The organism is Pontimicrobium sp. MEBiC01747 (assembly GCF_053601635.1).
Map to the genome: position 1 here is coordinate 1 of NZ_JBSHNS010000438.1, position 23621 is coordinate 23621.

Sequence of the window (23621 nt, forward strand, 5' to 3'; positions counted from 1 at the left end):
TATTTAACGAAAACTTTTAACCAATTAGCAACACAGCTAATTTTATAAAATCATTAACAAGAAAAAGAAAGATGATTTTATACCTTTAAAAGTCAGAAAAGCACGAAGTTAAAATAAAATGAAACAGATAATAATTTACATACTACTACTAACAACAGTATTTTCTTATGCTCAAGAAGAAGATAAAGCCTTAGAATTAGCTACAAAAAAAGCTAACGATTTAGTATACAAAGCAAATGATTTGGCTAGTAATGATGATTTTATTTCTGCAGAAATGGAATATCGTAAAGCCTTATCTCAAAAGCCAACAAGTGTCGCAGGCACATACAATTTAGCACACTCATATTACAAAGAAGGCAATTACGAAGAAGCCTTATACCGTAATAAACAAGCAGCAAAAAATGCAACAGACAAGGCCGAAAAACATAGAGCATATCATAATATAGGTAACATTTTAATGCAAAATAACGAATGTAAACAAGCTGTAGAAGCCTACAAAAATGCCTTAAGAAACGATCCTACCGACGATGAATCTAGATACAATTTAGGTCTTGCCAAAGAATGCGCAAAAAAACAAGAACAAGAGCAAGAACAAGACGACAAAGGAGACGATAAAAAAGATAAAAAAGAAGACAAGAATAAGGACGAAAAGGATAAGAAAGAAAAAGACAAGAAGGACGAGAATAAAGAAGATCAAAAAGATAAAGGCGATAAAGACAAAAAAGAAGGAGACGACCAAAAAGACGACAAAGGAAAGCCTAAAGATGAAAAAGACGATAAAGGAAAAGAAGGAGACGATAAGAAAGAACAACAAAAACCACAGCAACAACCTGGGCAATTATCGCAACAGCAAATTAAAAATTTGCTAGAAGCAATGAATAACCAAGAACAAAAGGTTCAAGAAAAAATGAATGCTAAAAAAGCAAAAGGAGTTAAAGTACAAACAGAAAAAGATTGGTAAAACAAATAGAAAACAACAATTTAAATTTTGTTAATCGTTGTTCATTAACCATTATGAAACAAATAAAGCACATAACGTTACTTCTATTAATACTTAGTACAAGTATACTTTCGGCTCAAATAAAATTTGAAGCAAAAGTAAGTAAGAAGAAATTAGGAATAAATGAGCGTTTACGCGTTGACTTCGAAATGAATAAAGACGGAGATAACTTTAACGCACCTAACTTCGACAACTTTAAAATTGTAGCTGGACCAAACCAATCGGTAAGCACCTCTTGGATTAACGGAAAACGATCCTATAAAAAAACATATAGTTTTTTCCTTGCACCACAAAAACGAGGAAACTTCACCATTAAACAGGCAACCATTGTAGTAGATGGGCAAACTTATAAAACATCCCCTATAAAAATTACTGTAACTAAAGCTGTAGACAAACCAAAAGATGGCAACAACGCCGATTATATTGCTTCAGAGAACATTCATCTAGTTGCAGACGTTTCCAATTATAACCCTTATTTAAACGAAGCAATAACTGTAGAATACAGACTGTATGTTTCACCAAATACAGGAGTAAGCAATTGGCGAGAAATAGACAACCCTAAATTTGATGATTTTTGGAGCCAGAATATAGATATAAAAGGACTTAAAATACTTAATGGTACCTACAAAGGAGAAGATTACCGTTATGTTGTACTACGTAAATCTGTATTATACCCTCAAAAAACAGGAAAATTAAGTATAGAGCCACTTAGCCTTGATATCACAGTAGACGTCCCTACCAATAGAAGAGACATCTTTGGAGGACGTTTAATGACACAAGTACACAAAACCGTATCTGCAGGTAATAGAACCATTAATGTAAAACCATTACCAGAAGCAGGAAAACCATTAGATTTTACAGGAGCTGTTGGAGAGTTTCAATTTAATTTATCCACCTCTAAAACAGAACTTAATGCAACAGAATCCTTACAAGCCAAAGTAGAAGTCTCTGGAAAAGGAAACTTAAAATTGTTTGAGCTTCCAAAACTAAACTTACCAAGCTCATTAGAAGTATACGAACCAGAACATCAAGAAGCTATAAAAACAAACACAAGTGGCATGCAAGGCCGTATAGCAGACAGTTATACAATTGTTCCACAATACAAAGGGAAGTACCCAATACCTAGCATCTCATTTTCGTATTTCGATATAAAAACAGAAACATACAAACGTCTTTCTACCAAAGAAACAGTTATAAATGTGTTAGAAGGCCCAACTTTTGGTAGCTCAGAAAACACAACTAGCACAAATAACGCTTCAGGGAAACAAGCTGTAGTACTTAGTAACGACCAATTTGCGTTTATAAAAACCAATGCAAATTTAGAACCAAAACAAAGTACAATTTTCTTTAAGTCTACCTCATTTTGGACAGCACTACTTCTTCCTTTTTTAGCCATACCTTTAGCTATAGTATTTAGAAAAAAGAAAGCAGAACGCGATGCCGATGTTGTTGGCAATAGATTAAGAAAAGCAGACCGTTTAGCAAAACGCTATTTAGGAGAAGCAAAAAAAGCACTAGGAAACAAAGAAAGCTTTTATATTGCTCTAGAAAAAGCATTACACAACTATTTAAAAGCTAAACTTAATATAGAAACTAGCGATTTTAGTAAGGATAGAATTAAAACATTATTATCTGAACGAAAAGTAGAAATTTCAGTTATTTCAGAATTTGACAGCCTTCTAGAAAGCTGCGAGCTGGCACGATATACGCCTTTTACTTCTGTAACCATGCAGCAAGATTACGATAAGGCAGCACAAACTATTAATAAAATAGACAAACAGATAAGATAAGTTTTATTAAGCATAAAGATTATAAAAGCAATGAAATCATTATTATACATATTACTTTTTCTTTTAAGCGGAAATATTTCTGCACAAGACAATACTGTTTTCGAGCAAGCAAATAAGCTATACAACGACGGTAAATATGCTGAAGCTTTAGATAAATATGACGCCATTTTAGAAGGCGACTCGCACTCTGCTGAACTCTATTTTAATATTGCTAATGCACACTATAAACTAAATCATATTGCACCTAGTATATATTACTACGAGAAAGCTGCAAAATTAGCACCAAACGACACCGATATAAAAAATAACATGGCCTTTGCCAATAACATGAAAATTGACGCCATTGAAACCTTACCAGAAATTGGTATTAAAAAATTCATGAATAAAATAACTAATAGTTTCACTTTCGATGGTTGGGCTAAACTCTCTGTTGTTTTAGTCTTTGGCTTCGTTATTTTATTTCTGTTATATTACTTTACATACACTACTACTGCAAAACGATTATACTTTATAAGTAGTTTAGCTTCTATATTTTTAGCCTGTATTGCTTTAGCATTCACCTTTCACAACTACAACCTAGCACAAAAAGACAAGGCAGCTATTGTATTTGCACAAGAAAGTCAAGTTAAAAGTGAACCAAATAATAGAAGTGATGAAGCCTTTGTATTACACGAAGGTACCAAAGTACAAATTTTAGATACGGTAAGCGACTGGAAAAAAATTAAAATTGCTGATGGAAAAACTGGCTGGATTCCTCAAAAGGATATTAAGGAACTTTAAATCTCTGTTTCCTCCTGTTCCTCTTCCCCATTATTAATAATACTAGGAAAAATCATAGGCGCTAATGATTTTACTGGTTTGTAAAGTATAGAATCGTTAATATTTTCTTCGTCTATAAACGTAATAGTATCATTCATTTTATTAAAAACAATTAATACAACACTTAAAATTAATCCAATTTTTAGTGCTCCAAAGACGCCACCAAGTAACTTATTTAAAATTCCTAAAGAAGCAAAATCGGCTAGCTTTGTCAATGCTTTACCAGCTAAAGCAATAACCACAATAATAATGACAAAGGTAATTGCAAATGCGGTTATATTTATAGTCTGCTCGCTCCATTCTGTTTTACTTTCTAGATAAGATGCTGCAAAATTACTAAAGTGTATAGCTCCATAAACCCCTCCTACTAAAGCAACCAAAGATGCAACCTCAACAAATAACCCTTTCATAAACCCACGAACCAAGCCAAACAATAAAAGTGCAGCTAAAACAATATCTATAACAGCCATAATAGTTTTATTTTTAACAAATATAGTAGTTTAAAAGTAAAATCTTAATGTTGCATTTGGTGTAAACCCCAAAGAGCGTTGCTCTACTCTGTTAAGTTCCGTCAACCCCGTATTTGGGTTACTGTCTATTCTATACGATACCGATAAAGGTACACGACGCGAATATAAGTTTTGAAACGACAGCCCAATAACACAATGCTTTCCAGCTTTTTTAGACAACCCAAAATGATATAATAACGACGCATCCAAACGGTGATAATCTTTTAAACGCGAACCATTAATACTGCCAAATATAATCTCTTCGGTGGTTTCATCAAAACTCTCAACAGTTGTAAAAGGACTTCCAGTTCTATACTGCCAACCTAATGAACACTGCCAATGCCCTTTTTTATAACTTGTAGACACTCTAAAATTATGAGGAATATCGTTATTACCAGAGAATGACTCTGAGGCAATTTCTTCAAATTTATAAGTAACTTTATTGTAAGTATAACTTAACCATACATCAAAATTTTCAATATTCTTTTTTAATAAAACATCTACTCCAAACACATTACTTTCACCTTCAGAAAACCCATTAGAAGTATTGGTAAAACCATTGGTAAACGAGGTTAAACCATCTATACGTTTTACATAGGTGTCAACATCTACAACAAAACCATTAGCATCGTAAATAAAACCTCCCGAATATTGAGTACTAGATAACACTGGAATGTCTTCGGTATTAGACAAAGTCCAGATTTGATTTTCCAAACGTAGTTGTGTGTCTTCAAATTCTACTAATTGACTAATAGTTTGATAACGTCTTTCGGTTGTTGCTTTTAGTCGTAACGATGATGTAATTGGATATTCAATATTTACACGAGGTTCAACAAACACACGATTTATTACCGAATATTTAGAGGCTCTAAGCCCTAGGCTTATAAAGCTTTTACGTACAGGTTTATAAACATATTCACCATACAAACTATGTAATGTATTATTGTTTTGTCTTGATTGATTGAAGTCTCTTTCATCTGGATCATCATTTTCTACATTATCTCTAAACAATTCAAACAACACTTTAGTATCACTAAACTGATATCCTAGATGAGCATTATGATTTGGCAAAAATTCGTAGGCAACGTTTGCATTAAAGCCATACTCTTTAATTGTGTTTTTTCTAATATTTTCTTCGTCAATAGTAACATCTTCAGCAAAAGTATTTCTGTAAAAACTATCAAAATAAGAGTAATACCCTTTTAGTTCGTGTGTAAATTTAGAAAACTTAGAGCCAGACCAATTTATACTCAACCCTTGATTTTCAATTTTAAGAGCATCGGTTGTTCTGTCTCCTTCTACATCTGAAGAAAAGTTTAAATCATTTTGAGTAATGAGCCCACCAATAGTAATTTTATCATTTTTAGATGGTTCTATAATTAGCTTTACATTAGAATCGTAAAAATAGAAGTTGTTGTCTGAGTTAACATCTAACAACTCTCCCTCTTCATCTAAAATTTGTCCTTGCATGTTAGTTGCCACTCTTGTGTTTTGAAATACTTTATTGGACAAAGCATCGTATGTTGGAGTTTGTACTATATCTGTATACGAGCGTCTAAAAGAGCCTACAACACCAACAGATTTTGAAACAGGCATTTTTAATAAAGCATCGGCATGTGTACCATTTAATCCTACTTGAATTTGTGTTGAGTCTGTAACTGTTTTGGTTGTAGAAATGTCTATAACACCCGAAACACGATCACCATATTCTGGGCTGGCACCACTTTTATAGATTTTAGTTTTTTCTACAACATGAGGGTTTATAGCCGAAATCATTCCGAAAAAATGCCCTGTATTATATAGTTTAATATCATCAAAGTAAACTAAGTTCTGGTCTTGAGAACCACCACGAATTTGAATATCGGAAGCACTTTCGTCCAAACTTGTAATCCCCGATAGTATTTGCAAACTTGTTAATACATCTGGTTCTGTTTGTCCTGGTAAAATGCCTAATTCTTGATTATTAACAGTAGTAGACCCATCACTGTTTTTATCTAATCCTGTGGTGATGTAACTTTTTATAATAACATCATCTAAGGTTTCCGAACTTGGTGTTAAATAGAGTTTTTTACAGGGTTCTTTTTTTAAATCTTCAGCTTTTAAACTCAAATCTTTATATCCTAAATACTGAATAGTGATTGTTTGTTCTACAGCTACTTTTTCAATATTAAAATAGCCCTCATTATTTGATGTTCCGCCTTGCGATGTCCCATCTACAATAATACTTGCGTATACTAATGGGGTTAAGGTAATTTCATCAAACAAGTAACCACAAATCGTCATTGTAGTAGTAGCTTTACTTATAATTATTTGTTTTTGGGACACCACTTGCTCAAACTCTAAACCAGTCTGTTCTGCTAGGGTATTTAATAACTCATCTAACGTTATTTTTTTTGAAGCAATGGTAATGGTTTTATCGGCCACATATGTTTCATTGTAGGAAAATAAAGTACCAGTTTTATATTCAATATCTTTTAACACCTCTTTTAAAGGGGTATTTTTGTAAGTAATATCAATATCTGTTTGCGCAAAACTCATCTTAAAGAGTAATACAAAAAACAAAACAGAAACTAATCTCATAATATTATATTTAAGGGCTGGTCAACTCTAACACATTATTGGTTAATGTGTATTTAATATTCATTGGTTTAAAAACTGTTTGTAGCGCTATTTCTATATTATCGTGTACAAAATTACCACTAAATCGTTGCTTAACATCTATATCATTTGTTTTTACAGTAATGTTGTATTGTGTTTGTAATTCATTTAATACATCACTTAACAACACATTATCAAATGTACTTATACCTTGTAACCAAGACGGTTTTTTATTAGTGTGTTTTTGTGCTTCCAATACGCCGTCTAGCACCTTAATAGATTGCCCTGCTGTTAGTATTTTAGCATTTGCTTTTTCATCTTTAAACTGTACTTTTCCTTCGTAGCAATCTACGTGTATTGTTTTTGCTCTGGCTCTTACATTAAACTGTGTCCCTAACACACTTACTGCGCCTAAATTGGTTTCAACAGTAAATTTATTTCCAGAAGTAACTACAAAATAGGCTTCTCCATCTAACTGCACTTCTCTATTATTATTCCAGAAAAAACGACTGTGTTCTAATTTAGACTTTGCATTTAATTGTACTTTAGAACCATCTGGTAATGTTACAGCCAATTGTTCACCTATAGCTGTTTCGTAACTTACCGTATTAAATAAAAAGCCAACTAAAAGTATTAACGATGCTGCAATGCTTATAGTATATATTACTTTTTTAAGTGTAATAACTTTAGGAACACTTTGCTTTTCTATATTAACCTGTTCTCGATTCACTTTTATTTTTTCGTATACTGCTTCTTTATCGCTAAAGGTTGGTTTTAAAAAACGACTACTTGCATTAGCAATGTACTGATACTCCAAAAACGCATCGGTTTTTTGGAATTCGGCCAACTCTTCAGGAGTCAATTCTCCTGCGAGCCATCGTGCTAAAATAGTATCGTCTTTATCTTCAAACATAAACTTGGTGTTCAAAAAGGGTAACAGGCAATTTTATTTCTACCCTACCCCCATTAAATATTTTTTATTGTTTTTCTAATTTTCACTAATGCTTTATGCATTCGCTTTTCAACAGCTTTTTGCGAAACTCCTAGTAGTTCCGCCATTTCTTTATATGTCTTTTTTTCAACTCTATTTAATAAAAACACTTCTCGCTGCCCTTCAGATAATGTATTTATAGCATCCATTAAGGTTGTCATAAACTCATCTTCTTCCATTTTAAATTGCGGTGTCTCAATAGTTGCTGTTTGCTGTGGTTGTTTCGCATATTTAAGCACTACCTTTTTATGTGCAACTTCATTATAAAACGCATTTTTTGTAATGGCGTATAAATAGCCTCTTGCTTTTTCAAGAAGTACTTTTTTACAATTATTCCACAGTTTTATAAAAGCATCTTGTACCAAATCTTCTGCTTGCTGAAAATCGCCACAACGGTAATAAATGTAATTTCTAAGTTCTTCGGAATAGTTGTCGTAAACCTTCTTATAAATTATTTCGGTACATAGTGAAGGTTTATTATCCATTATAAAAAAAAATTACATGTAGGGGGTGGGGTGTTTTTTAGGTTTGCTTGTTCCCCTTACAAATCTATAAAAATATATTTATGAAAGCATCTAGCAATTTTAAAATCATTTTATCACTATTGCTAATTTTAGTTGTAGGGTCTTTAGTTGTAAAATTTTGGTCTTTGTCTGATAGATTAGGAGGTTTTTATCCTGAAGAGCGCTATACAGTAAATTATCAGTACTTCTTTAAAACAAAAGACAAACCTGTTAAAATAAAATCTTTTTTGCCAAAAAACTCTAGTCGTCAGCAAATTTCGTTAGAAAAAACTTTAGCGAATAGCACAGTTAGTTTTAATAAGCTAGAAGAAAATAATAATGTAAAAGGCATTTGGACTGCTAATAAAACGAACCACTATGAAAAAATAGAATATACTTTTGAGTTTGAAGGAAAATCTAAATCCTATACTGTTCCTGATACTTTTGAAGCTTACTCTACTATAGATAAGAAGTATTTAATGGCTACTGAGAACATACAGGTATATCACCCAAAAATCGCTGCGCTTTCTACTAAACTATCTAAAGATAAAACTACAGATAAGGCTATTATTACTGCGCTTCATAATTATGTGAAAAATATTCCCAACGAACCTATTCTTACTTTAACTGATGCTGTTAGTGCTTTAGAACAAAATATGGCTTCTTGTAATGGTAAAAGCAGATTACTAGTAGCACTTTCTAGACAGTTAGGTTACCCTGCGCGTATAAAAGGTGGTATTATTTTAAATACAAATAATACTAGAACGTCTCATTCTTGGGCAGAATTATATATAAATAAACAATGGGTTCCTTTCGATCCTGTTAATGACAATTTTGCTCATATCCCTGCAAATTATTTAGAATTATACGAAGATGATGCTTTTTTACTAACCCATACTGCAGGTGTTAATTTCGATTATAGCTACTACATTAAGCAGCAGATTAATATTCCTTTTATACAAGCAAGTTCTCAAGAAATAAGTAAAGCCACTTCATTTTCTTTATTACGTTTATTAGACCATAAAGTCATTAACTACAAATCGTTAATGCTATTGTTAATGCTTCCTTTTGGAGGTTTTATCGTCGCTATATTACGAAATGTTATTGGTTTAAAAACCTTTGGTGTATTCTTGCCCGTACTTATCGCTTTTTCATTATTAAAAACAGGGTTTGTTACTGGGATTAGCATTTTTATATTTCTAATTCTTGCCATTGGTTTATTGTCTCAACCATTTTCAAAATTAGGATTATTACACACACCAAAACTAGTTATCTCATTAACATTAATGGTAATTATAATAATTGTTGGGTCGTATTTAAGTACAACCACTAGTGCTACATGGTTAAGTTCGTTAAGCTTTTTTCCAATTATAATTTTAACCATTTCTGCAGAGCGTTTTTCTACATTAATTGTTGAGGATGGCTTTAACAAAGCCACAAACATGCTCTTTCAAACTTTAATTGCAGTAAGCTGTTGCTATTTAATATTAGTAAGTAACTGGTTAGCTTCGGCATTAATAGTTTTTCCTGAAATACTACTTATTATCATGATTTTATCCATGTTCTTAGGACGCTATGTGGGGTTGCGTTTTTCAGAAGTTATTCGATTCAATCCCATTTTTAAACTTAAAGCTGCATAATTATGTTTAAGAACTTATTTAAAATACAAAATAGAAGAGGCGTAATGGGTTTAAACCAACGAAATATTGAACTCATTTACCCAAATAATAAACGTAAAGACTATCAATTAGCAGACGATAAAGTAAAAACCAAAACCATTTTACACGATAATAATATTGCTTGTGCTGAGACTTATGCAGTTATAGAGCGCATAAGTGAAATTAAACAGAAATGGCAACTGTGTAATACTCATAATGCTTTAGCTGTAAAACCAGCTAATGGTTGTGGCGGTGGTGGCATTTTAATATTAAAAAAAGAAGAAAACGGCAACTGGAAAAACGGAAGTAAACCTATAAGTGAAGCTCGTATTTTTCAACATATTACTAGTATTGTTTCTGGGTTTTATTCTATGAACTCACAAGACAGTTGTTTAATAGAAGAATGTATTGTACCACATCCTTTTTTTGCGGAAATCTACGGAGAAGGTGTTCCAGATTTTAGAATTATCACACTAAAAGCACAGCCTTTAATTGGTATGCTACGTATGCCAACCTCAAAGTCTAATGGTAAAGCAAACTTACACCAAAAAGGGGTTGGCATTGGCGTGGATTTAGATAAAGGGATATTAACACAAACTTATGATGGGAAACACTATTTAGATTGTCACCCAGATAATCCTACACCTATAAACGGAAAACCTATACCACATTGGGAGGCATTAAAACAATTGGCTATAGATACCGCAAAAGCATTCCCGTTAAACTATTTAGGTATTGATTTAGTTATAGACGCTAAAAAAGGACCACAAATTATGGAAGTAAACGTAAGACCAGGTTTAGGTATACAATTAGTAAACCAAATAGGCATGGGAGGTGCTATTAAAAAACACTATAAACACTAATATCAAAGCTCATAACTGTCTTATACAAATAAACTGTACCCCAAAACAATTAAACATAACCCTTCTCGAAAATTTAAATAAATGAAAAAAGTAATCATAGCATTAATAGTATTAATAAGTATACAAGCACAAGCACAAATAAAACTAGAAGTTGGGTCGCAATTAGGATACGAATACAACTATTTTAAAAGTCCAAACACAGTACGATTTGATAATACTATCTTAACAGAAAATGATTTAATCTCTAACAGTATTTACCAAGATATAACAGTAAATTTTGAAAAAAAATTTAAATGGAGAGATAGCAAACTTCGATTAATAGTTGTTCCAGAAGCAAGACTATTTTACGAAAACATAGACGATAGTTATTGGCAAATCCTAGGTCAAGCAAAATACTATAAAGACCTTAGCAAAACAATAGAATTGCTGGCTGATGCAGATATAAAACGAATGCATAGAACAGGGTTAGATGGCGCACAAGATGTCCTTATAAATCCTTTAGGTTACACCAATTTAGGTGCTAGCGTAGGATTACAATTCAAAGTTTTAAAAAACAATAAAACTACCACGAAACTGTTTTATAATTTTAGAGATTTTGATGCTTTTGGAATGCGAGATTTACAATTTAATGAAATGGGTGTTTCCTTATCAACACGACAAAATATGGAAATAAACAATAATCGATACAAAGTAGGTTTACGTGGGTTTTATAAAATTAGAAAGTACGACACCTTTAATGCCACTAATTTAATACCAAATGGAAAACGTGACTGGAGTTACCTTAAGTTAAACCCATATTTAGACATTCCACTAAGTAATACCTTTAACATTAAACCAAGTTATATTTATTACGAACGCTTTGATAAAATTGATCGTTCTGGATTTACACAACACGGTCCAGAGCTACAGTTAAATTACGATTCTAAAAATACCGAAATAAAAGCAGATGTATCTTATTCAACCAGAAATTATAAAAGCATTGACGCTAGAAACAACAACGGTTTAATAGGAGAAAAATTAACCTACAAGTACACCCAATTTAATATTACAGCAGCGCACAAAATCACTAGAAATTTATCATTAACTGCTACGGTTTACAGTAGGATTAGAAACACAAATTATACAGACATTAGCGCAAGATCATTTAGAGGCTACAGAAACCAATATGCTGGCATTGGCTTAAAATGGAAATTATAAATAGAATAACTACCTTTTTAGTCTTAAATTTGTAACTGAAAAAATTTAAATAAGTAAAATCTAAACATGTCCAGAGATCAAGAATTAAAAGAACGTTGGGAATTAGTAGTACAAAAACTATCTAACCAATTTGCAGATGGGGAAACTTTAGATTTAGATGCTATTATTTATTTAATAGGCGTGCAAGAATTAGGGCAATTAGAGCGTAAATTTAAAAAAGACCATAAGTTAGATTTAATGCATATTGCTATTTGCAAACTCTTAGAACCTTACGGCTATTACGAATTCGATTTTGTTGATAAAGAAGGCTGGCCACATTATAAAGTAAAAGAGCAATTACCACATTTAAAAGCTGGAGAGCAAAGTGTTTTAATGAAAGAAGCCATTGTAAACTATTTTTTAGAAATAGAATTCATTAATTAACATAATTTTGGCACATTGTTTGATGCGTTAAAAGAATCAAAAAAACGAACAAACAATGAAAAAATTAATTTTACTTTTAAGTGTTTTTGTACTCACTTTTACATCTTGTAATAATAATGATGATGACTCTCCACCACCTCCTGCAGTAAACCCAATCGTTGGTACTTGGACCTATCACAAATCTTTTGAAAATAACGTAGAGCAAACATTAACAGATTGCGAAAAACAAGAAACTCTAATATTTAATGCCGATGGAAATTACATGTATACTTATTATGAGGTTATTTCTGGAACTTGCCAATTAGAAGAATCTACATCGGGCACTTGGACTAACGAACAAAATAGTATGTACACAATAACTGTTGGAAATGAATCTAACACGGAACCTGTTACTTTTGAAAACAATACCTTCTTTATAATTGATACCGAAACCATACAAGGAGAAACGATAACTTATAAAGAAGTATACATAAAACAGTAATAACTTATAGCTATTAAATCAATTTAACACCTTCACTAATCAGAAGGTGTTTTTTTATACGAGATATTTAAAATAGCAAACGGTATTATACATAAAATCACTAAATTTGCCATCATTTTATAATGACCATCATGATAGACAGGATAAAAGAACTTATAGCAGAAGCAGAAGCATTTAAAGCACAATCTAAAGAAGAGGTTGAAGCGTTCCGTATAAAATACTTAGGTAAAAAAGGGTTGCTAAACGATTATTTTGCTGAGTTTAAGAATGTAGCAAACGAACAGAAAAAGGAGTTTGGCCAAACTATTAACAAGCTTAAAAAAACAGCCGAAGAAAAAGTCGCAGCTTTAAAGAACGAATTGGAAGCTAATGAGGAAGAAAAAGGGCTTTTTGGCGACTTATCTCGTCCAGGAGAACCTATTGCTTTAGGTGCACGCCACCCAATATCGTTAGTAAAAAACCAAATTACAGATATATTTTCGCGTATAGGTTTTAATGTAAGTGAAGGTCCAGAAATTGAAGACGACTGGCATAACTTTACCGCATTAAACTTACCAGAATACCACCCAGCGAGAGATATGCAGGATACGTTTTTTATTCAAACAAATCCAGATATTTTATTACGCACCCACACTAGTTCTGTACAAGTACGTTATATGGAGAATAATCAACCACCTATTCGTACTATATCGCCAGGAAGAGTATATAGAAACGAAGCGATTTCGGCACGTTCGCACTGTTTTTTCCATCAAGTAGAGGGTTTATATATAGATAAAGATGTAAGCTTTGCAGATTTAAAGCAAACATTACAATACTTTACAACCGAGTTATTTGGGAAATCTAAAATTAGATTACGTCCGTCGTACTTCCCGTTTACAGAACCAAGTGCAGAAATAGATGTGTACTGGGGACTAGAAACCGAAACCGATTATAAAATTACTAAAGGAACTGGATGGCTAGAAATTGGAGGTTGCGGAATGGTAGACCCTAACGTTTTAGAAAATTGCAAAATAGACTCTACCGAATATTCAGGGTTTGCTTTTGGTGTTGGTATAGATCGTATTGCGATGCTATTACACCAAATAAGCGATATTCGTTTGTTAAGCGAAAACGATGTACGTTTCTTAGAACAATTTAAGAGTGCTTTGTAGAATTACAAATTAATATAAAAACTAAAGCCAAATGTGATTATTACATTTGGCTTTTACTTTTTTTCTTGTTTATTAAACTATAAAAAATCTCATAAATTCACTTATTTCATATGCCACAAAAAGAGTTACAATAGACAATTCTTTAATCATCCTTTTTTCTTTACAAACCTTAAAAAATAACACGCTATTGGTATTACCATTAACAGTTGTATTAGACTTGTATATGGATAATGTTGTATTTTAAAGAAAAAGGAAACAAAAGCAGCTAAACCAATTACTAGATTCAACCAATTTTTGTGCAATACACTATAGATAGAATATATAAAGCTCAAAACTCCAAAACTTACAAACGCTATATTTATTAACGCATTAATTTCCGAAAAAGGCAAAATAAGGCTTAGTAGTAAAGCGACTAAAACACCTTTTAAAAAATTGGGTTTTGTTTTTTTATAAAGAAGAATTCCAACACAAATTCCAATAATGATTATAATTCTTAATTCTTCCATATTAATTCAATTAACTCTATGCTATTTCATATATTTCTATTTTATCTAAAGCATAATTACTAAAAGGTATTTTCTATTTCTTCTAATTAACATCATCAAAACATGTAACTATACTTACTTATTTTTATCTTTTGAAGATTAACTCATATTTGTAATAAAAACCAACCAAATGTTACAGCATATAATCAATAGAAAATAACTTCTTCTTATTTTTGCAACAATAATTTAAACAGAGTCTTACCTACACAAAAAATATTATGAAAAAAGATATCGAAATCCCAAAAGTAGAAGATGTATACATTGCAGTAGTTAATGAGTATAACGACATTTATAAAACGCAAGATTGGAATGCTTACATTATAAATGATAAAACAGAGGATTTAGATATTGTTATAATAGTGACTAATGGGTATTCTGAAGATAAAATTACGTCCACATTTCGTAAAAAACTAGACAAGCTTCCTGCTAAAAGCTATGCAAAAATAGAATTAATGCAAGAAGAATTATTTGCGCTTAATAACCAGTTTAAAGTGTCTTTTTTTCAAGGCAATAAAATGTTTGATAAAACATACTTATTTAGAAAAAACACTATTAATTTAAAAGCTTTACAACCCATTCCCTTAATGGAAGCGAGAGGTGTTTTGGTAAAATAATATGCCTGTTATATACCATACTCTAAATTAAACAGATATTTAAAGAGCACTTAAGAAAAAAATAGACAACTTAATCCTTTAAAATTTTTGTTGTAAAAAACCCATCTCTTGCCGAAATATTTAACAAGTACAACCCAGAACTTAAAGCAGACATGTCTACAACCGTAGTTTCCGTTGTAATTGCATCTTTTTTTAATACTAGCTTCCCAGTTATATCATGAAGAGCAATACCAACAGGTCCTTTAATAAAATTAATATATAATTTATTTTTTACAGGGTTAGGAGATAAAGAAATAGATTGTATCAAATTAAATTCTGGTGTGCTTAAATTATCTATTAAAACCGATTGCGAAGAAGTACTTGTCTCCCCACATTTAGTAACAGTTAGTGAAACTACATAATCTCCATTTGCTAAATAAGTATGTGTTGGATTAGATTCTGTAGAAGTATTACCATCTCCAAAATCCCACAAATAACTATCTAAATTACCTAAAGAGTTAAAAGAAACTTCTCCATTAACTATTGTTGGCGTAAAACTAGAATTGGCAGGGTTTACAGTAAAATCCCAATCTGAAATAACATCGTAGATAATCGTTTTTGTAGCCAATTTTATTGTAGAAGTTACAGTTTCAGATAAACTAGAATTCCAAGTAATTAAAGTAGGGTCTAGTTTATATATCATAGTATAAAAAGCAGCAGCAGCAGCATACGTCCCAGTTAAAGATGGATGAGATCCATCTCCAGCATATAAGTCTATTTCGGGGTGATTTTCTCTTAAATAACGCCAAACAGCACCAACTGGAGATACCTCAGCAAGATTATTATTTGCCATAAATGTATAAGTTGTTCTAATAGCGTCATCCATGCCTTGATAAGTACACACCCAAGGGTAAGTTGCACAATTATTAGCATCTCCATTTTCGCGTCCCCATGTCATATAAAACATAGGCTCAGAACATACGTTGTTAGCTCTAATAGCATTACAAAGGGTAGTAGCGTGAGGATATACATCTGTTTCCATTTGTTCCTCATTTAAAGATGTTTCTTGACTTTGCGCTTGTAACACTACATAATCCCAATCATTAGAGTTAATTTTATTTAAACTGGTGGCATTAACAACATGATTTAAAAAACGGTGCCCACCAGGTGTATTAGAATCGTACTCTAGAACATTCCCTGTACTATTAGCCATATTACTTACTATTAAAGGTAAATTATTAGATGCTGTATAACTATTTCCTAAAAAAAGAACCTTCTTAGATTCTTGCCCATGTAGTAATAACGAAAAAAAAGTAAAAAGAATAAAAGGTAAGTAATGTTTCATTTTTAGTAATCTAAAATAGTAATACAAAATTAACGTGCTGTTTTTATAAAACAACTTAAAAGCTTAGTTCCCTAATTACATCATTTTAACTCTTACATGCTAAAACAATATATTAATCCCCAATAGCTAAAAAAAAGTATAAAAAACCTTAGGCATATTGTACAATTAAGAATGCGCTTGTACACTTAAACGATAAACATGCAGCTGTCGTTCATTTTTTCAAATAAACTAGACTCGATTCAAATGGTTTTAGCAGTAATAAAATACCTAAACCCCTAAAAATAAAGTAAAAGAATGAAAAATTACCGAACAACTAAATTACACTTTATCGTCATTTTATGCCTTTTAACCGAAATTAACCATGATTTCGTCTTTTTTATAAAAAGAAAGACAACACAATTCTTTTATTTTGATGTAAATACTTACAAATTATGTATAAAACCTCTCAAATATTAATATTCGTTTTCCTATTATTTAACTTTAATAGCTTTTCTCAAACTGGGCCTGGTGGTGTAGGAAATACAGACGGAACTTCCGATTTAATTCTATGGTTTAAAACAGACAACGGTTTAACTACTTCTGGATCTAATGTATCATCATGGGAGAATTCTGCTGGTTATTCAGAATTTAACCTAACGCCTTCAAGTGGTACAGCACCAACAATAGTTTCTAATGCTGTTAATGGTTATGACGAAGTACTATTTAATGCTCAAGCTTTTTTGTACACAGGTTTAAACCTAACAACAAGTAATTTTGTAACTAATGAAGCATCAACATTTACAGTAACACAATTAGTTTCTAAAACAAGTTCTAATACATATGGTACTTATCCTTTAAATGCCAATCGTTTTAATGCTCATATACCATGGAGTAATAATCAAGCATATTTCGATATAGGACAATGTTGCGGATCGTCAGCTAGAGTTAACATAACTCAATCATTAAGTAGTTACTACAACTATTCTGTATGGACCTATGGTGCTAATGCAGCTTCAGGAAAACAAATGTATAGAAATGGAAACTTATTAGTAAGTAGAAACGGCACCTCTACATTTAATAGACATAGTACAAGTAGATTTCAAATTGGTCAAAATTATAAAGGAAAAATCCCAGAAATAGTTATCTATAAATCTAAAGTAAATACTGCCCAGCGCATTATTGTAGATAATTATCTTTCTGCCAAGTACGGATTATCTTTATCCTCTAACGATTTATATACTCAAGATAATTCTGGTAATGGGGATTACGACCATAAAGTAGCTGGTATAGGTCAAGCATCAGATGGCACTAACCATACAGATTCTAGAGGAACAGGAATTGTACGTATTAACACACCATCTGCACTATCTAATGGAGCATATTTATTTTGGGGAGAGAATGTTAAAGACGCAAATTATGAATTTTCAACAGATCCTGTTAGTTATACAGAGCAATTAAGCTCTAAATGGAGAGTATCTAAAATAAACGATTTAGGAACCGTAACAGTTAGTTTTGATATCTCCGCAATAGATCTCTCTGAAAAACAAGATTGTCAACCTTTACAATTAATAGTAGATAGCAATAGCAACTTCTCTACAGCAGTTGGCTATAACCTCACAATAACAGGCAATACAGCAACAGCTACTAATGTTTCATTTAACGATAACGATTATTTTACATTACAATTTTTAGATGAAATTACATGGGATGGAGCTACATTTTTTAATGGATCTGGTACAGCAAATGCACCAAATGATACTAACGAATGTTTAAAATTAACTGTAAAAGCAGGAGCTACAGCTATATTAACAGCAAACGCACACGTAAGAGAAATTGAAGTAGAACCTGGAGCTACACTAGAAGTAGAAAATGGTATTTTATTAGAAGTAGAAAATCAAGTAGTAATAAATGGTACAATAGACCTTCAAAAAGAAGCTCAACTAATTCAAAACCATACAGGATTAAGTGCAAACTCTGGTAGTGGAGAATTAAAAATAAGCCAACAAGGTTCTCTAAACCTATATAATTACAACTACTGGAGTTCTCCAGTAAATAGAAGCGGTACATGGAAAATTAAATATTTAGAAGAAACCAACGGCGTTGTAAATTTTGCGTTTCAAAATGATGCAGATCCAACAACAAGCCCTATAACACTTAGTAGCAAATGGTTATATGGTTTTAATGCAGTTCAAGGCAATTACTATGGTTGGAATTATTTAGGTATAGAAACAGATATCTTACCAGGAATTGGTTATTCTATGAAAGGGTCTGGTAGAACCCCCACACCTTCAATGTCTTTATTAGAAGAAAACTACTTTTTTAAAGGCATTCCTAATAACGGTGATTACTCTTATACAGTTACAGCAGGGAATAACTTCTTAGTAGGAAACCCATACCCTTCTGCATTAAATGCTATACAATTTATTAACGATAATTTATCTGCTATAGATGGAACCCTCTATTTCTGGGAACAGTTTGAAACAAACGATACACACATCACAGCAGATTATCAAGGCGGGTATGCTACCTTAAATTTAATGATGGGTATTAGCGCAGTAGCTGCACCAGATACTAATGGAGGAACATCATCTAAAGGAGCCCCAAAAACAAACATTCCAGTTGGTCAAGGCTTTTTTGTAAATGTAGATAATGGAGGGACTTTAGTCTTTAAAAACTCGCAACGTATTTTTGCAAGAGAATCTTTATCTGAGTCAACATTCTTTAAAACAGGTACTTCAGTTAGTACTAATACAGATAATCGTACAAAGTTATGGCTAACCTTCACAGACGCCATGGATAGAGAAAGAGAATTAGGTTTAGGCTACGACTCTAATGCTACTAGCGGTTACGATAGAGGTTATGATGCTATAGATTACAGTACTATTCCAGATAACATATCTTGGGCCATTACAGATCATAAATTATCTATACAAGGGCTACAATCATTAAGTATAGAAGATGAAATGCCACTATTTACAAAAATAGAATCTCCAGGAATTTATACATTATCTTTAAAAGACACTGCAAATTTCCCTGAAGACCTTCCTATCTATTTAAAAGACAATTTAAATAGTACATACTATAACCTAAAAGAAGCTCCAGTATCCTTGTTTTTTGAAACTGGAGAAAGCGATACAAGATATTCTATAGTATACAAACAAGAGGAAACTTTAAGCGTAGACGAAAATACGCTTACTAATAGTGATTTTTCGGTTACTTATAATAACCAATCACAGCAATTAACTCTTAATAATTATAAGGAGTTAGGCGCTATTAAAAACTTAAACATTTACAATTTATTAGGGCAAAAGATAGTATCGTTAAATACATTAGAAAGTAACACAATTACATTATCTCAATTATCTAATGCAGTTTACATAGTAGAAATTATAGAAAAAGACAATGGTAGATTTACTCGAAAATTTATTAAAGATTAATGAATGATTAGTTGATTATTGGAGGCGTTATTTCCTGCCAAAATCGGCAGGAATTTCCCCCCAAGCTTTTGTTTCCCATTTAACAATAGTAGTTGTATATGTATTATTTTTAAGCCAAAGTTCTGCACGATCTACTAAATCGTACACTGGTTTATTTTTAGCATTGCGTTCTAATTTAGAGTTACATTTCTTTTTACGCACCCAACTCATAGCTGTTTTAGAATCTGTATATATAATACGATTGCTTTTATGCTTTTTAAGAAAGCTTAACCCGTGTACTAAAGCTAAAAACTCACCTATATTATTAGTCCCTTCCTCAAAAGGCCCTTGTATAAACAACTGTTTCTTACTTTTAGTATCTACACCACGATACTCCATAATACCAGGGTTTCCACTAGAAGCAGCATCAACTGAAATAGAATTATAATTTGGCTGTCCTATTTTTTTTAATTCAGCAGCACTTAATCCACTTTTAAAGGTTTTATTCTTTCCTATGTAATCAAAATAATTACCCTCTAAAGCCTTTTTGGCAGCATCTAAAGAATCGAAAGATTTATACTGTGCGCCTTGAAAATCTTTAATCTGCTTTTTACAGTCTTTCCAAGTTTCAAAAACACCAGTTTTATGTCCTTTCCAAACGGTATAATATTTTTTCTTTTTCTTACTCACTTTTGTCATTCCCGTGAAGACGGGAATCTTTTAAATTTAACTTAGATTTAAAATAATACGCTCCATTTTTTTAACATCCTCTAAATCGACTAGTTTAAGTGTTTTAATAAACAGATTATCGTTGTCTATTTCAATTTCTAAACCCTTATTATGAATGATTTTATTTAAAATAGTATTGATTTTTATAATATTACGGGATTTTTCAACCGTAAAACATTCGTAATTCTTCAGTTTAATATCATCATCATTTCTAATGCGATCAAAAAACTTTTCCGAACTTGTTTTTTCTCTAAATAAATAGTGTCCTTCAATAGTTTCAATTTTATACCAAATCATTAAATGTACTTCTTGATGAAAACGATTTTTATTCCATTCTACAGAAGGTAAAAAAATAAAACCATTTTCAAATTTATAAGCATCAGAATAAAACCAATTGTCGTACCCTTTAAGTACTTTCGTCTTTTTAAGCTTGTTTTCTTCTTCGTAAGTCAAATCTGTTTTTATAAAGAATCGACTCTCTCTAATATAATTAAGTGCAACCTCCACTTCTCTCTCATTGTCATTTGCAATCTTATTTAGTTCTTCTTCTGGAATTGTTCTAAATTCATTATCGTGAGCCAACCAAACACCACTTTCTGCCTCTTCCAATGTTAATTTTACTCCTGTTTCTGGGTCTGTAATAAACTCGTCATTCAAACTCTCTTTTAACTTTCTTTCATATTCTTTATCTTCAGGTGTTTTTCTGAAAATCCAAAAATTCAAACATAGAGCAATAATTAATCCAATAAGAAAATAAAATTCGACATCCATGTTGCATTAATCGTTTAGTAATTCCTCAACTACCTTCGGAAAGTACTCCATTTCTAATTCATGAATCTTTTTAGCGACATCCTCAGCAGAATCCTCAGGTAAAACCTTACATTTTGCCTGAAAAATGATTGCACCTTCGTCGTAATGCTCATTTACATAATGAATTGTTATACCCGTTTCAGTTTCTTTTTGGTTAACAACGGCCTCATGAACATGCATACCGTACATACCTTTTCCTCCAAATTTAGGTAACAATGCGGGGTGTACATTTATCACTTTATTTGGAAATTCGTTAATAATATGCTCTGGAAATTTCCATAAAAACCCAGCAAGAACAATTAAATCTGGCTGAGCTAACTTTAAAATATTAAGTACATCATCTGTACCCGTAAAAGCTGTTCTATTAAAAGACAATGCACTAACTTTCAGTTTTTTACACCTATCCAACACTTTGGCATGAGGATTGTTAGTAAGAACTTGAATGACAGAAGCATTATCTCTGTTGTGAAAAAACTTAATTAAATTTTCAGCATTAGTTCCACCTCCGGAAGCAAAAATTACAATACGTTTCATTTTACAGACTATAATGTTAAAATTCTTCGAACAAAAAAAAGAATAATTATTAACAATTATGGGGTAAAAGCCAATAACTTGAACTTTATTTATTAAATTCGAAACACATTTTCACAGTAAACTGTTGTTTTAAAATAAAGTTTTTTATTTTTGCGTCTTAATTAAAACTAAAAAATTAAAATTATGTCAGACATTGCATCAAGAGTAAAAGCGATAATCGTAGACAAATTAGGAGTTGATGAAAACGAAGTTGTTACAGAAGCAAGCTTCACAAACGACTTAGGAGCAGATTCATTAGATACTGTTGAGTTAATTATGGAATTCGAAAAAGAATTCGATATTCAAATTCCAGATGACCAAGCAGAAAACATTGCAACAGTAGGTCAAGCAGTTTCTTATATTGACACTGCAAAAAAATAAGCACTAAAATTTATGGAACTTAAGCGAGTTGTAGTTACAGGACTAGGAGCACTTACGCCAATTGGAAACACCAAGGATGAATACTGGGATGCTCTAATTAATGGAAAAAGTGGCGCTGCGCCTATAACCTATTTTGATACTGAAAAGTTCAAAACAAAATTCGCTTGTGAGTTAAAAAACTTTAACGTGACAGATTTTCTTAACAGAAAAGAAGCACGTAAAATGGACAGGTTTACGCAGTACGCAATGGTCGCATCCGATGAGGCTATTGCGGACTCAAACCTAAATTTAGATACCGTTAACAAACTACGTGTTGGCGTTATTTGGGGTGCAGGAATTGGAGGTCTAGAAACGTTTCAAAACGAAGTATTAAACTTTGCAGAAGGAGATGGAAGCCCTAGATTTAATCCTTTCTTTATTCCAAAAATGATTGCAGATATCGCTCCAGGAAACATTTCTATAAAAAATGGCTTTATGGGACCTAACTATACTACCGTATCTGCATGTGCCTCTTCTGCAAACGCTATGATAGATGCCTTAAACTATATTCGTTTAGGACATTGTGATGTTATTGTAACAGGAGGTAGTGAAGCTGCCGTTACTATTGCAGGAATGGGAGGATTTAATGCCATGCATGCTTTATCTACAAGAAATGAAAGTCCAGAAACAGCCTCAAGACCTTTTGATGGAACTAGAGATGGTTTTGTATTAGGAGAAGGTGCTGGAGCAATTATCTTAGAAGAATACGAACACGCTAAGGCAAGAGGCGCTAAAATTTATGCAGAAGTTGTAGGTGGAGGCTTATCATCAGATGCGCACCATATGACAGCACCACACCCAGAAGGAATTGGAGTTGTTGCAGTAATGCAAAACTGTTTGCAAAACGCAGGCTTAAAACCAGAAGATGTAGACCACATTAATACACATGGTACTTCTACGCCTTTAGGAGACGTTGCAGAACTAAAAGCAATCTCTCAAGTTTTTGGTGAACATGCCAAGAACTTAAATATTAATTCTACGAAGTCTATGACAGGGCATTTGTTGGGAGCAGCTGGAGCTATAGAGTCTATAGCCTCTATATTAGCTATAGAACATGGTATAGTACCACCAACAATTAACCACACAACTGTAGACGAAAACATAGACCAAGAATTAAATTTAACCTTAAACAAAGCACAAAAAAGAGACGTTAAAGTCGCCATGAGTAATACTTTTGGATTTGGAGGACATAACGCTTGTGTATTATTCAAAAAATTAGACTAAATCT

At 32.1% G+C, this 23621-nt stretch carries 21 protein-coding genes; 13 read left to right on the plus strand and 8 right to left on the minus strand.

Translation table 11 applies throughout. The annotated features are described in order from the left end of the window. The first annotated feature begins 118 nt into the window (after positions 1-118). Genes ACVC2P_RS14190 through ACVC2P_RS14200 form a run of 3 tightly spaced genes read left to right on the plus strand, consistent with a single transcriptional unit; the run spans position 119 to position 3570 of the window. On the plus strand, positions 119-961 hold the full coding sequence (locus ACVC2P_RS14190; protein WP_452599112.1) for a tetratricopeptide repeat protein: 843 nt from the start codon (positions 119-121) through the stop codon (positions 959-961). A 53-nt stretch (positions 962-1014) separates the two neighbouring features. Continuing rightward, positions 1015-2790 (plus strand): BatD family protein, encoded by a 1776-nt coding sequence (locus ACVC2P_RS14195; protein ID WP_452599113.1) that lies wholly within the window; start codon positions 1015-1017, stop codon positions 2788-2790. A 30-nt stretch (positions 2791-2820) separates the two neighbouring features. Then, positions 2821-3570: a tetratricopeptide repeat protein gene (locus ACVC2P_RS14200; RefSeq protein WP_452599114.1), complete on the plus strand. Its 750-nt coding sequence runs from the start codon at positions 2821-2823 to the stop codon at positions 3568-3570. On the opposite strand, the gene ACVC2P_RS14205 is transcribed toward ACVC2P_RS14200, so the two are convergent. The 4 genes from ACVC2P_RS14205 to ACVC2P_RS14220 are packed head-to-tail and all read right to left on the minus strand — an operon-like array spanning position 3567 to position 8192. Continuing rightward, positions 3567-4079: a CvpA family protein gene (locus tag ACVC2P_RS14205; RefSeq protein ID WP_452599115.1), complete on the minus strand. Its 513-nt coding sequence runs from the start codon at positions 4077-4079 to the stop codon at positions 3567-3569. The two genes, ACVC2P_RS14200 and ACVC2P_RS14205, sit on opposite strands and share 4 nt — an antisense overlap. A gap of 30 nt (positions 4080-4109) precedes the next feature. Beyond that, the gene (locus ACVC2P_RS14210) at positions 4110-6698 is read right to left on the minus strand and encodes a carboxypeptidase-like regulatory domain-containing protein (RefSeq protein ID WP_452599116.1); all 2589 of its coding nucleotides are present in this window, start codon (positions 6696-6698) and stop codon (positions 4110-4112) included. A 10-nt stretch (positions 6699-6708) separates the two neighbouring features. After that, positions 6709-7629 carry a FecR family protein gene (locus ACVC2P_RS14215; RefSeq protein ID WP_452599117.1) on the minus strand — a complete coding sequence of 307 codons (921 nt, stop codon included), beginning with the start codon at positions 7627-7629 and terminating at the stop codon, positions 6709-6711. A gap of 53 nt (positions 7630-7682) precedes the next feature. Then, positions 7683-8192 (minus strand): RNA polymerase sigma factor, encoded by a 510-nt coding sequence (locus tag ACVC2P_RS14220; protein ID WP_452599118.1) that lies wholly within the window; start codon positions 8190-8192, stop codon positions 7683-7685. An 80-nt stretch (positions 8193-8272) separates the two neighbouring features. On the opposite strand from ACVC2P_RS14220, the gene ACVC2P_RS14225 reads away from it, so the two are divergent. The 7 genes from ACVC2P_RS14225 to ACVC2P_RS14255 all read left to right on the plus strand — a co-directional run bounded on the left by ACVC2P_RS14225 (position 8273) and on the right by ACVC2P_RS14255 (position 15142). Further along, positions 8273-9850, plus strand: coding sequence for a 7TM domain-containing protein (locus ACVC2P_RS14225; RefSeq protein ID WP_452599119.1), 1578 nt, complete (start codon positions 8273-8275; stop codon positions 9848-9850). A gap of 2 nt (positions 9851-9852) precedes the next feature. Further along, on the plus strand, positions 9853-10731 hold the full coding sequence (locus ACVC2P_RS14230; protein ID WP_452599120.1) for a sugar-transfer associated ATP-grasp domain-containing protein: 879 nt from the start codon (positions 9853-9855) through the stop codon (positions 10729-10731). A gap of 81 nt (positions 10732-10812) precedes the next feature. After that, positions 10813-11928, plus strand: coding sequence for a hypothetical protein (locus ACVC2P_RS14235; protein WP_452599121.1), 1116 nt, complete (start codon positions 10813-10815; stop codon positions 11926-11928). A gap of 66 nt (positions 11929-11994) precedes the next feature. Beyond that, complete coding sequence (locus ACVC2P_RS14240; protein ID WP_452599122.1) at positions 11995-12351, plus strand: hypothetical protein; 357 nt, start codon at positions 11995-11997, stop codon at positions 12349-12351. Positions 12352-12406: 55 nt separating this feature from the next. Continuing rightward, positions 12407-12832 carry a lipocalin family protein gene (locus ACVC2P_RS14245; protein ID WP_452599123.1) on the plus strand — a complete coding sequence of 142 codons (426 nt, stop codon included), beginning with the start codon at positions 12407-12409 and terminating at the stop codon, positions 12830-12832. A gap of 131 nt (positions 12833-12963) precedes the next feature. After that, positions 12964-13983, plus strand: coding sequence for a phenylalanine--tRNA ligase subunit alpha (pheS, locus tag ACVC2P_RS14250; RefSeq protein ID WP_452599124.1), 1020 nt, complete (start codon positions 12964-12966; stop codon positions 13981-13983). Between the two features lie 763 nt (positions 13984-14746). Further along, positions 14747-15142 carry a hypothetical protein gene (locus ACVC2P_RS14255; RefSeq protein WP_452599125.1) on the plus strand — a complete coding sequence of 132 codons (396 nt, stop codon included), beginning with the start codon at positions 14747-14749 and terminating at the stop codon, positions 15140-15142. A 70-nt stretch (positions 15143-15212) separates the two neighbouring features. Here the strand turns inward: ACVC2P_RS14255 and ACVC2P_RS14260 are convergent, their stop codons facing one another. Then, on the minus strand, positions 15213-16466 hold the full coding sequence (locus ACVC2P_RS14260) for a PKD domain-containing protein (RefSeq protein ID WP_452599126.1): 1254 nt from the start codon (positions 16464-16466) through the stop codon (positions 15213-15215). A 431-nt stretch (positions 16467-16897) separates the two neighbouring features. Here ACVC2P_RS14260 and ACVC2P_RS14265 point away from each other — a divergent pair, with 431 nt between their 5' ends. Further along, the gene (locus tag ACVC2P_RS14265; protein WP_452599127.1) at positions 16898-19882 is read left to right on the plus strand and encodes a T9SS type A sorting domain-containing protein; all 2985 of its coding nucleotides are present in this window, start codon (positions 16898-16900) and stop codon (positions 19880-19882) included. A 27-nt stretch (positions 19883-19909) separates the two neighbouring features. Here ACVC2P_RS14265 and ACVC2P_RS14270 read toward each other — a convergent pair whose 3' ends face one another. From ACVC2P_RS14270 to purN, 3 genes are read right to left on the minus strand one after another with little or no spacing between them, the layout of a single operon-like run. Next, a complete protein-coding gene (locus tag ACVC2P_RS14270) occupies positions 19910-20551 on the minus strand; it encodes a ribonuclease H1 domain-containing protein (RefSeq protein ID WP_452599145.1) in 642 nt (213 codons plus the stop codon). A 36-nt stretch (positions 20552-20587) separates the two neighbouring features. Beyond that, a complete protein-coding gene (locus ACVC2P_RS14275; RefSeq protein WP_452599128.1) occupies positions 20588-21361 on the minus strand; it encodes a hypothetical protein in 774 nt (257 codons plus the stop codon). A gap of 6 nt (positions 21362-21367) precedes the next feature. Further along, complete coding sequence (gene purN / locus ACVC2P_RS14280; RefSeq protein WP_452599129.1) at positions 21368-21934, minus strand: phosphoribosylglycinamide formyltransferase; 567 nt, start codon at positions 21932-21934, stop codon at positions 21368-21370. 183 nt (positions 21935-22117) lie between these two features. On the opposite strand from purN, the gene ACVC2P_RS14285 reads away from it, so the two are divergent. Next, positions 22118-22354, plus strand: a complete 237-nt coding sequence (locus ACVC2P_RS14285; RefSeq protein WP_452599130.1) for an acyl carrier protein — start codon at positions 22118-22120, stop codon at positions 22352-22354. A 12-nt stretch (positions 22355-22366) separates the two neighbouring features. Next, complete coding sequence (fabF, locus tag ACVC2P_RS14290; protein ID WP_452599131.1) at positions 22367-23617, plus strand: beta-ketoacyl-ACP synthase II; 1251 nt, start codon at positions 22367-22369, stop codon at positions 23615-23617. Positions 23618-23621 lie beyond the last annotated feature (4 nt).